The sequence below is a fragment of the Paenibacillus sp. JNUCC-31 genome (genome assembly GCF_014844075.1).
Classification (GTDB): domain Bacteria; phylum Bacillota; class Bacilli; order Paenibacillales; family Paenibacillaceae; genus Paenibacillus.
Genome location: NZ_CP062165.1, coordinates 2,060,851 through 2,073,188, shown reverse-complemented (window position 1 = coordinate 2,073,188; position 12,338 = coordinate 2,060,851). Strand labels below are relative to the sequence as shown.

The 12,338-nt window shown below is 49.5% G+C and carries 6 protein-coding genes; 5 read left to right on the top strand and 1 reads right to left on the bottom strand.

The window, feature by feature from the left end; all coding sequences use genetic code 11:
- Positions 1-3: 3 nt before the first annotated feature.
- From JNUCC31_RS08855 to dnaI, 5 genes are all read left to right on the top strand, one after another.
- Entirely contained in the window at positions 4-3,171 is a 3,168-nt protein-coding gene (locus JNUCC31_RS08855) for an alpha-mannosidase (RefSeq protein WP_192270552.1), read from the top strand.
- A 292-nt stretch (positions 3,172-3,463) separates the two neighbouring features.
- Positions 3,464-4,783 (top strand): glycoside hydrolase family 125 protein, encoded by a 1,320-nt coding sequence (locus JNUCC31_RS08850; protein WP_062324108.1) that lies wholly within the window; start codon positions 3,464-3,466, stop codon positions 4,781-4,783.
- Complete coding sequence (locus tag JNUCC31_RS08845) at positions 4,780-7,953, top strand: beta-galactosidase (RefSeq protein WP_192270550.1); 3,174 nt, start codon at positions 4,780-4,782, stop codon at positions 7,951-7,953. The genes JNUCC31_RS08850 and JNUCC31_RS08845 overlap by 4 nt, the downstream gene beginning before the upstream one ends.
- A 4-nt stretch (positions 7,954-7,957) precedes the next feature.
- A complete protein-coding gene (locus JNUCC31_RS08840) occupies positions 7,958-10,738 on the top strand; it encodes an alpha-mannosidase (protein WP_192270548.1) in 2,781 nt (926 codons plus the stop codon).
- Between the two features lie 229 nt (positions 10,739-10,967).
- Positions 10,968-11,918, top strand: coding sequence for a primosomal protein DnaI (gene dnaI / locus JNUCC31_RS08835; RefSeq protein WP_192270546.1), 951 nt, complete (start codon positions 10,968-10,970; stop codon positions 11,916-11,918).
- A 123-nt stretch (positions 11,919-12,041) separates the two neighbouring features.
- On the opposite strand, the gene JNUCC31_RS08830 is transcribed toward dnaI, so the two are convergent.
- The gene (locus JNUCC31_RS08830) at positions 12,042-12,197 is read right to left on the bottom strand and encodes a YqzM family protein (RefSeq protein ID WP_192270545.1); all 156 of its coding nucleotides are present in this window, start codon (positions 12,195-12,197) and stop codon (positions 12,042-12,044) included.
- Between the last annotated feature and the right edge of the window lie 141 nt (positions 12,198-12,338).

Here is a 12,338-nt window from a genome sequence, read left to right as displayed (position 1 = left end):
GAAATGGAACGCATCAGACGATTTATTCGCGAGTTGTCCGAACGTCAGTGGCTGGAGCAAATGGAGCTGCGCAGTTGGGACATCACCCGTGCTTATTATAAAGTGCCAGGACAGTATGAGGATCAGAAGGCTTATCCAGAAGGAGAAGGGTTGAATCGTTTCCCGAGTGAACAGGGAACGACCTATTTCTTCCGTACACGTCTGGAAGTGCCCGCCTCCTGGCAGCAGGAACCATACGGTCTTGTTTTTGAATCCGGTGGGGAAGGTTTGCTGCGGGTCAATGGACATTCCTATCAGGGCCTGGATCGCAATCATACGTATGTAACACTCGACCCTTCCCGAATCGGGACTCAGCCCGAGCTTGAGATTGAGTTATTCGATCCGGTACCCGAGCCTGTAGATCCATTGAATCAGCAAGCGGTTATTCAGCCACCGATTACATCAATACGCAGTTTGCTGGTGCGGCCGAATGAACCTGTCCGCAGCCTGATGTACACGGTCACCATTGTACGCGATTCCGCAGTGCTGATCCCCGAAAGTGATTTCCGCCGTGTACGCCTGCTGGAAGCGATCTATCGGGCGATGGATCAATTTGTAGGTCTGACAGAAGAAGCAGTCAAGCAAGGGGAAGGCATCCGCACCATCGAAGAAAACCTGATTCGTGAGGTAAGAGAAATCGGTGGTAACGCCGAAGGTTTGGAGCATATGGTGGGACAATCGCACATCGACATTGCCTGGTTGTGGCCTGTACGTGAGACGGTGCGTAAGACGAGTCGTACATTCTCCACGGTGGATGCACTGATGAATGAATATCCCGATTATGTTTATTCCCAGAGCCAGCCTTTGCTGTATGCTTTTCTGAAGGAGCATGATCCAGAACTGTATGAACGGGTAAAGAAGCGCATTGCCGAAGGACGCTGGGAACTCGTTGGCGGTATGTGGGTTGAGCCGGATCTGAACATTCCGAGCGGGGAATCCCTGATTCGTCAGATGTTATACGGTCAGCGCTTTTATATGGAGGAGTTCGGCAAAACATCACAGATTGAATGGCTGCCAGATACATTTGGTTATTGTGCGTCTCTGCCCCAGATTTTGAAGCATGGCAATGTCGAGTACTTCATGACGACCAAACTCGGATGGAATGATACGAATGTGTTTCCATATGATCTTTTTCACTGGGTGGGCATTGATGGCACGGCGATCCTTTCCTATCTCAATCATGGTGTTAACGAGCATACGCTGCCGAAGGATATTCATGATCATTGGCAGTCTTACCGGGAGAAGGCAGCGCATCCGGAGCATATGCTTCTGTACGGGCATGGTGATGGCGGTGGCGGAGTAACGCGTGAGATGCTGGAGTATGTGGATCGTTCGGAGTTGATGGTTGGACAACCGAGGAATGGCTATAGTACCGCCGGAGCTTTTTTTGCCGGAATCGAGAAGGCCCAGCCTGATCTTCCGAAGTGGCATGGCGACTTGTATTTGGAGCTTCACCGGGGCACCTATACGACCCATGGTCGCAATAAGCGCAACAACCGGAAGGCCGAGGTGCTTTATCGGGAAGCTGAATTGTGGAATACCCTTGCACTATCGAATATGGAGGCAGAGCAGGAAGCGGAAATACGCTCTTCCCTGCATGATGGCTGGAAGCTGATTTTGCTGAATCAATTCCATGATATTATTCCAGGCTCGGCCATTACAGAATCCTATGTAACGTCGGATGAGGAGTATGTTCGGGTATTTGAGTTGGGTAGAGCAGGACTGAATCAAGGGGTGGCCGCATTGACGAGGGGAATTAACACGCAGGGGCCAGAGGGTTCTCTACCTTATGTTGTGTTCAACAGCCTCGGCTGGAATCGAAATGCAATCGTTCAACTTCAAATGCATGATGGGTTGGACCGTTATGTAATAGATGAAAAAGGTCAGCGCTTGCGAATGGATAGGGAAGATAGCCAAATTTCGATTCTGGTGACGGACATTCCAGCGTTTGGGCATAAGACGATTTGGCTTATACCGGAAAATGCTAGGGAAACAAATGTACGGGAAATGACGAGCATTGCTGAACAAAAGAACTTTACAGATACATGGGAAACCGCATATTACGATGTGCAGTTTAACGATCGAGGCGAGATATCCCGCTTGTGGGACAAGACAGCAGAACGCGAGATTCTGAAGCCGGGTGAACGCGGCAATCAATTTCAATTTTTCCATGACCGTCCGACGCTCTGGGATGCCTGGGATATCGACAGCCGTTATGAGGCCCAGGTTGCTGGTGAAGTGGAGCTTGTGGAGAAGCAACTGGTGCTGGCAGGAACGACGAAGGATGTACTTCGCTTCCGCTGGAAAATTCATCAGTCAGAAATCACACAGGACGTTATATTCTATCATGACAATCGACGGATCGATTTCAAGACCCATGTGAGCTGGAATGAAGATCATAAATTGCTCAAAGTGGGCTTCCCGATCGATGTACTGACTTCGAAAGCAACCTATGAAATTCCATTCGGTGCATTGGAGCGTCCGACCCATCGCAATACGAGCTGGGAGCAAGCCCAGTATGAGGTGTGCGGGCATCGGTTTGCGGATGTTTCCGAGTATGGGTACGGTGTCAGTCTGCTCAATGATTGCAAATACGGATATGACGTACAGGGAAGCACAATTCGCCTCTCTTTGTTACGTGCACCGAGATGGCCTGACCGTACTGCGGATATTGGAGAACATGACTTCACCTATTCCCTGTATCCACATGAAGGCGACTGGAGAACTGCGCATACGGTACGTCAGGCAGCCGAATTGAACCATGAAGTGACTGTACAGCAAGCGGAGCAAATGCAACAGAGGGATCAAGTACAGCAGAGCGCAGGGGCGGGAGTAGATCCAGCTGAAGCTGATGTACCTGTACGTCCGGCTATCGGAACATGGATTGATTTTGATAGCAAACATGTCATTCTGGATACGGTTAAACCGGCAGAGGAAGGACACGGTACAGTGCTCCGTTTCTATGAATCTTCGGGCACGCGTGAACGTGTGACGCTGCAATGGCCGCATACATTTGGACAGGCCTATCTCTCCAATGCGTTGGAAGAGGCAGGCGAGCTGCTGGCCAGTACCAATGGTCAGATTACATTGTCTTTTAAACCTTATGAAATAAAAACCGTGTTACTACGGTAAACCTTTTTGAAATACTCTGAGCTATGTAAGATGAACTAAACCATGTACACGAAAACGTAGAGTGCAGAACCAGATGGAGAAGCTGAGTGTTCGCCTAAAAGCTTTCTGAAAGAAAGCTACATCGGAAGCATACGCTATCCCCGGATTTTCCCTTTGGAGAAGGGAATCAAAAAAATCTGGGGATAACAGCGATCGGAAGATGGTACTGCAATCGTAGTGGCCTAGTGTACAGTTAATGGGTTTATCTTGCTATGGCTACACCATTCAATTTGTTTAAGGAGTGCACTCATTCATGGAACAATTCAGATTACCCAAAATACCGATGCCCCCTGTTGCATTGCCACAAGCTGTACAGGCTGTGATGGAAGAAGCAGAGCAGAAGCTGGCGCATCGTCCGAAGCTGCTACAGTTATTCAAGAACTGTTTCCCCAATACGATTGAAACGACAACGAAATTGATGGATGACGGCACGACCTTTGTCATTACCGGCGATATTCCAGCTTCCTGGCTGCGTGATTCCGTGGAGCAAGTGGTGCATTACATTCCATTTGCCAAGGAAGATCAGGATCTGCAACGCATTATTGGTGGTCTGATCAAGCGCCACATCCAGTATGTTCATATTGATCCATATGCCAACGCCTTCAACGAGACAGCCAATGACTGGCACTGGAATACCACCGACGTGACCGAGATGTCACCTTGGGTGTGGGAGCGCAAATTCGAGATTGATTCTTTGTGCTTTGTTGTGCGTCTCGCTTATTTATATTGGAAAGAAACCGAACTGACGGATATTTTCGATTCCAGCTTCAAAGCCGCCATGCGCAAAATCGTGGATTTGTTCCGGGTGGAGCAGCATCACATGGAGCAATCACCATACAGCTTTACCCGCAATAACGGCATTGCTACGGATTCAATCCGCAATAACGGACGAGGCATGCCCGTTAATTACACAGGCATGATCTGGTCCGGTTTCCGTTCGAGTGATGATGCGTGCGATTTCCATTACAACATTCCAGGCAATATGTTTGCCGTCGTTGCCCTGCGTCAGATGCAGGAGTTCGCGGAGTGGGTATTCCGGGATATGGAGTTCCTGCAGGAGCTTAAGGATCTGGAAGCCGAAGTAGATCATGGTATTCAGCTGTACGGTATTTACCGTCATCCTGAATTTGGTCCGATCTATGCTTATGAGACGGATGGTTTCGGCAACTACTGCCTGATGGATGATGCGGGTACACCGGGACTGATGTCCATTCCTTATCTTGGCTATGTCACAGCGGATGATCCGATCTATCAGAATACGAGACGTTTTGCGCTCAGCAAAGAGAATCCGTTCTATTATGAGGGCAAAGTTGCCAAAGGAATCGGCAGCCCGCATACTCCGCCGGATTACATCTGGCATATGGGTCTGTCCATGCAGGGGTTAACTGCTCAATCGGCCGAGGAGAAGCTGGAAATCATTCGGATGCTGGAAGCAACGGATGCGGATACAGGATATATGCATGAAGGTTTCCATGCCGATGATCCGACGATTTTTACGAGAAAATGGTTTGCCTGGTCCAACAGCCTGTTCTCCCAGTTGGTCTATAAATCCATGAAGGATGGTTTGCTATGAGTACCGCACAGGTGAAGGGAACAAAGCTGATTATTTTCTCTGATCCGGCGTTTCCGGTGGAAGGTACTTTGCCAACGCAAGGTGCTCTTGATTCGTGGAAAGCATCGGAAGAGATCTTCGTTGTGGGCGCGGATGAATTGGCATCGGCTTTGAGCAGAGCGGCTGGTGAAGGGTGTTTCGTGAACCTGCATGCGCCTTATTTTCCAAAATCCGCTTGGACCGAAATTGCAGCTTTTCTTCATCAGGGCGGAAGTCTGATCAGCATTGGGGGCGCGCCATTCAAACGTCCTGTTCGTCAGGAGAATGGGGCATGGATTTCCGAGTCGGAACAAACGGCGTATCACCAGGAACTTTATATTCATGAGGCGTTAAAAGTATCTGCAGCCAAAGTGGGTTCACTAACTTCCTCAGAAGATATTCCAGTCCTTGCAGGCAAAGAGGGACTGTTCGAGAGTGCGGATACGTGGAATCTGGTACCTCATACAACCAAAACAAGCGATTTGCCACATCAGATGGGTTCCTCAGGTCCGATGAGCACGCAGATTTCTCCGCTGCTCCGCGGCCGCAGCAAGGATGGTCGCAGCATCGCAGCCCCAGTCGTATTATGGGAAAACTCCCGCAGTACGTTTGCCGGCTCGCGCTGGCTGTTTGTGCATCTGCCCCTGACAGCTGCCTTCTGGGAACAGGATGGAGCAGCCGAAATGGTGAATTGGGCGCGGTATTGCGCCAAAGGTGTGACCGAACTATCCCTGAAGCCGAACTATGCGTCGTATGAGCCGGGTGAACGAGCTTCACTGATCCTGCAAACCCAAATTCTACAGCGTGCGGGCAGCAGACGAAGTGAGCCGGAGCTGTGGACGTTTGATCTAACAGTTGAACGGGAAGATCGTACAAACGGCACGGTAGAGAAGGTATGGAATCATCAACTGGAGATGGAACTTTCCGGCGAACAGCGTTTTGAACGCATTCTTCTTCCGGTTTCAATCGAGAGCGGGCTGTACCGTATCGTGGGTCGTGTTCAGGCACCTGATGGAGAAGTTCGCATACTGCGGCAGGGCTTCTGGGGTCAGGACGCAGCGTTGTTGGCAGAAGGGGAAGTCATGACACGCAGCAGAGATTATTTTATTAAAGACGGTCGTCCATTGCCTGTTGTTGGTATGACTTACATGACCTCAGACGTGGCACGGAAATTCCTGTTCCTTCCCAATGCGGATGTGTGGGATCGGGATATGGCACAGATGGCGAAGGCGGGCATTAACTGGATTCGGACCGGAATCTGGACTGCCTATCGCAATATGATGCAGGTGGATGGTCACATGTCCGAGGATGTACTGCGTGCTATTGATGCGTTCCTGTTAACGGCAAAACGGCATGGCCTTCAAGTGACATTCACCTTTTTCTCCTTTACACCCGAGACGTGGGAAGGAACAAATCCATATTTGGACCCGCAGAGCGTCGATGCACAGAAACGATTCATTCGCAGCATTGTTAGTCGTCACAGACATTCCACACATGTGGACTGGGACTTGATTAATGAACCGTCGATGTTTGATCCTGTGCGCATATTCTCCGATGGACCGCGTTCGGCAAGAGATTTGTATGAGCAGCAGGCGTTTATCGAGTGGCTTCAGCAGCGACATCAGACGATTGAAGCATTGCAGGAGGCATGGAACATGTCACCTAAGCAGCTCCCGGACTTTACCGCAGCAGTCATTCCTGAACCGGAAGAGATTAACTTCGATGTACAGGACATGCACAAGGCTAAAAAAGGAACACGCTGGCTCGATTATTGTCTCTTTTCCATGGAGATGCATAATGTTTGGGCGAGAGAGCTTGTAGGCACGATCAAGGATCTTGTTCCCCATCATCTGGTTACCGTGGGGCAGGATGAAGCTCTCGGAGCACAGCGCCCTTCCCCGTTCTTCTATGAACAGGAAGTGGATTATACAACCGTGCATTCCTGGTGGCTCAACGATGACCTGATCTGGGACGGTATTTTCGCCAAAACACCACATAAACCCAATCTCATTCAGGAGACAGGCATCATGTATGTGGAAACCCCGGATGGTCGGGCCAAACGTACAGAGGAAGAGCTTCGCAGCATTCTGGAGCGCAAATATGCCTATGCCTTCTCAACAGGCGGTGCCGGAGCTGTGCAATGGATCTGGAATACCAACTTCTATATGGATAATGCCAATGAATCTCATATCGGCGCGCTGCGTGCGGATGGTACGGAAAAACCTGAAGCCGATGTGTCTTACGATTTTGGCCGATTCATGGAGCCAATTCGAGACCTGTTTACCGATCGCGAGCTGGAGGACATTGCAGTGGTCTTCCCGTATTCCAACGATTTCTCGAACCGTTCCCTGGCCTACGATGCAACCACAAAATTGACCCGTGTGATGGCTTATGAGCTGAAGCAGCCATTCCGGGCTGTATCCGAGTATCATCTGGAAGCGTTGAAACAGCAGCCACCGAAGCTGATCATGGTTCCGAGTCCGCACAACATGGACAACGATGCGTTAAGTGAACTGCTGAACTTCGCGGAGAATGAGGGAGCTGCGCTGCTTATCACTGGCCCACTCGGGTTGGATGCTTATTGGAAGAGAAGTGATCGTGCAGATCATCTTGTCGGTGAGCGCAGTCTGGGCAACGTACAGCGAGAAGAAATGCTGAATATTAACGGGGTGAATCACCGCGTCACGTATGGTCGTCGCCGGATTGCCGAGGTGGCGAAGGAATCATTGCTTCATACAGAGAATCATACACCTGATGAAGTAGTATTACTGCCATTAGGCAAAGGAAAATTGATCTGGAGTCCGCTGCCGCTGGAGTTGAACGGCCGGGATGAGCCGCTGGCAGACCTGTATCGATATGCATCAGAAGTGGCTGGCATTGAACATGAGCTGGAATGGATATCCGGCGGTGATCTGGCAGGAATTTATGGCCGGAAGCTGAGCTTCCCGAAAGGGAATCTGTACGTATTTGTATCGGAGTTCGCTTGGGATCATGAGGTGAAAGTCAGAGATAAGCGTACGGGAGCTCTGTATACGTTCCTGTTGGAGAAAAATCGCTCTGTGCTGTTTGCCACAGATGCTGCCGGACAGCTGAAAGCTGTGTATCGTCCGGATGAGGTAGAAGTTGTACAACAAGAGGTAGAGGGGGAATAATTCAATGACCAAACCGACAAGCAAATCGAAGAGAGCACATATTATTTCTCATACGCACTGGGATCGGGAATGGTATCTTCCGTATGAGAAGCACCATATGAGATTGGTTCAACTGGTGGATTCATTACTGGATCAGCTCGATCAGGGCCCTGATTTCAAAAGCTTTTATCTGGACGGTCAAACAATCATCATTGACGACTATCTCCAGGTTCGACCTGAGCAGAAGGAACGGCTGGAGAAGCATATTCGTGATGGACGAATTGTCATTGGACCATGGTATATTTTGCAGGATGCCTTCCTGACCAGTGGTGAAGCGAATGTACGTAATATGCAGGTCGGACATAAGGATGCCAAACGATATGGAACACCTTCAAAGATCGGATACTTCCCAGATACCTTTGGACTGGTGGGACAGACACCGCAGCTTATGCTGCAATCGGGTATCGATAATGTCTTCTTCGGGCGAGGCGTGAAGCCAACGGGCTTCAACAACACGGTGTCTGACGCCGGATACGAATCCAGTTTCTCGGAGCTGATGTGGGAAGGCCCGGATGGATCGAAGGTGCTCGGTGTTTTATTTGCCAACTGGTACTCCAACGGGAATGAGGTTCCGGTGGACGAAGCTTCGGCCCGCAAGTTCTGGGAAACCAAGCTTGCAGATGCGGAGAAATATGCATCGACGAATGAATTGCTGTACATGAACGGATGCGATCACCAGCCGATTCAGAAGGATCTCCCTGAAGCGATCCGTGTGGCTGAACAGTTGTATCCCGATATCGAGTTTGTTCACTCCAACTTCCCTGACTATCTGTCTGCGTTGAAAGAATCAGCGGTTCAGGAACTGTCTGTTGTAAAAGGAGAGCTGCGCAGCCAGCGTACCGATGGCTGGGGCACTTTGGTGAACACGGCTTCGGCACGCGTTTATCTGAAACAGATGAACCAACTGGGACAGGCCATGCTGGAAAAGGTGGCTGAGCCACTGGCATCGTTCGCGCACCTGTTGGGTCATCCTTATCCTCATGATCAACTCACTTATGCTTGGAAAACGTTGATGCAGAATCATCCGCATGACAGCATCTGTGGCTGCAGCGTAGACGAGGTGCATCGTGAGATGGTCACACGGTTTGACAAGAGCCGTCATGTTGCTGAAGCCCTGATTGAGGATAGCACCAGCCAAATCGCAGCAGTGGTAGATACGTCAACCTTTGAACGTTATGGTGAAGAAGCGCGGCCGGTGGTTGTGTTTAACACATCGGGATGGGAGCGCAGCGGTGTGGTTCAGATGGAACTGGATGCGGCCCGTCTGTACTTCCGCGACGGTTTCTCATTGGAAGATATGGCCGCCAAAATGAACGCCATTGACCTGTCAGGCCGTATATTGGTGGATGAAGAAGGCAAGCCAGTTCCGTGTTCGGTAGAGGATCTGGGTCTGCAATTCGGCTATGATCTGCCGGATGATCGATTCCGTCAGCCATATAGCTGCCGTCGGGTCAGAATCACATTTGAAGCTGGGAATGTGCCTGCACTTGGCCTGAAGACGTATGCCTTGATTCACATGGACAGCCATGGTGCGAGTGATTCAACTACACTGCTGCGTGGTGAACGTGGCATGGAAAATGAATATTTTATCGTAAATATTGCAGACAACGGGTCTTTTGCACTCACGGATAAACGGACAGGCCGGACGTATAAAGATCTTGGCGTGTATGAAAATGTCGGTGATATCGGCAATGAGTACATGTTCAAACAGCCGGAGAACGAAGTGGCACTGACTACGAAGGATCTTCGGGCAGAAATTCGTGTTATCGAAGATGCGCCTTACAGAGCTTCGTACGAAATTGTTCATCATTGGCAGATTCCTGAATCCGCCGACGAAACGCTTGATCGTGAGCAGCGGGAATTGATTTATTATCCGCATCGCAAAGCGCAACGTTCCAAACAAATGGTTACGCTCAAGATCCGAACCATGGTGTCGTTAAGCCGCACTGGAAAAGGGATCAAGCTCGAAACAACCTTCAACAATCAGGCGAAGGATCATCGGGTGCGGGCACTCTTCCCGACGGATCTGATAGCCGCTGTTCATCACGTTGACTCGATGTTCGAAATTGCTACTCGCGATAATACGCCTGCACCGGAATGGCAGAATCCGAGCAATACCCAGCATCAGCAAAGTTTTGTGGATGTGAGCGAAGGTGAGGCTGGATTGGTTGTAGCCAACCTGGGTCTGAATGAATATGAGGTGCTTAAGGATGGACGGAATACGATTGCCGTGACATTGCTTCGTGCCGTGGGAGAGCTTGGAGACTGGGGATTGTTCCCGACACCGGAAGCTCAGTGTCTCGGCGAGCATTCTTTCCAGCTGGAGATCATACCTCATGATGGGAAAGGAGCTACCTCCGGAGCGTACATTGAAGCTTATCAGTTCCAGATTCCATGGACTGTGGCTCAGACGGACGTACACCCAGGTTTCCTGACGCCGAGTCACACACCGTTTGAGTGGCACGGGGACGGTCTTGCATTTTCTTCACTGAAGGTGAACGAGGACTCGGGTGATCTGATGTTACGTTGGTATAATATGAGATCCAATACCACTGAATTGAAGTTTGCTGCTTCGGAGTCCATCCCGCAAGCATTGGAAGATGCATATCAAAGCAACATTCTGGAGGAAGAGACAGGCAAGCTGAATTCTTCTATTGTAAATGAATCTTCCACCGCCTTGATCCGCAAGGAATGGGCTTTACAGGCTGGGCCTTGTGAGATTGTTACCGTGGGATTACGTCGTTAATTTTGCAAATGTGATCGGATCAACTCTTTGATTGGTTCTGCCTGAAGTTATGTGTACTGTCATGGAATGGATAATGCTATTTCCAGCTGAAAATGTTGAGTTATTCCTCAAGTTTATATAGAATGAACAGTAGAATTACAAGCGATCGAAGGTTACCCTGCCATTATGAGGGTCATCGTAAATTTCAATTGTTCATTCTATATTGATACTATTAAGGGGGCTTGAAGCCATGGAATCCTTGGGAGGACTGCTTCAGCAGCTGAATCCTTCCTTTCGTGAACAGTCGCGGCGGATTGCGGCGGAATTGATGGAAGATCCGTACGTACGCGAATTCCGTGCAGGTCATCCTGAACTGAAAGATGCACAGCTTATTACCGATCTTAGCAAGCTGTATCAGTATGCCAAAGATTCGAAGAACTGTGCGAACTGCCCGGGACTCGACAACTGTCCTAACGATTTCCAGGGTCACTTTTGCAAACTGGAAGTAGAGCATTTTAACGGTAAACCCGAAATTATAGATAAAAAAGCACCTTGTTCCAAACATGTCGCCAGGCAAAATGAGCATCTCATCAAACAGAGAATCCGCAGTTTCTATGTGGACGAGCGTGCACTCAATGCTGGGTATAACGATGTGGAAATTATGGGCAAGGATCGGATGCGTGCTCCGGCGGTGAACCAGGTTCTGCGTTATATTAACGAGACCAAGGAGAATGGATTGTCTCCGCAAGGACTGTTTTTGGAAGGATCATTTGGAACGGGCAAGACGTTTCTGATGTGTTATCTGCTGCATGAACTCGCGGTTGTGGGCCACACAGGTGTTATTATCTATATGCCTGACTTTGTGGAGGATCTGAAATCCATGATCAGTGAAGGAAACAAGCTGAAGGAAACGACGGATATTCTGAAAAGCTGCGATCTGCTTATCTTTGATGATATTGGGGCAGAGAACCTGAACCCATGGGTTCGGGATCATGTGATGGGTTCCATTCTGAACTACCGTATGAATCGCAAACCTACATTTTATACGTCCAACTACAACTTGGATGGGCTGGAGAAACATCTTAGCTTCACCAGCAGGGACGGCGAGGAAATGAACAAAGGCCAGCGTTTGATGGACCGGATTCGTCCGTTTGTGGATGTGATCTCTGTTCGGGGTGAGAACCAGCGCGGCAAACGTTAATTCATATTTGTGTTACTGCTCTGATTTATTATAACTCATATAGCCGCATCCCAAAAAAAGCCTGGCTTTCGCTTTGTCGCGAAAACCGGGCTTTTCTGGCCCTGCGTGCAGCCTGAAGATCTCCTATTCGGTCAGAAATTTGAAAATAACCATCCCGAAAAAGATGACCGTCATCAGGCCGGTCATGCCAGCAACTCCCGCAATGAGATCAAACAGATCGTTACGGGGTTCCTCGTTCACATGTTCACGCGGGTCGTTGATCCGCACATTTGCATCCATGGTATTGCCTCCTTATGGGGATAACAGCTTGCCCTTACAGGGAGCTGAAGCCCGGAGTAATTTTAGTATACTTGGAAAAGAAAGCGTTTGTAAAGATTTTGCAGTGAACCTGCAAGTGCTTCGATTGTGAAGATTTGATGT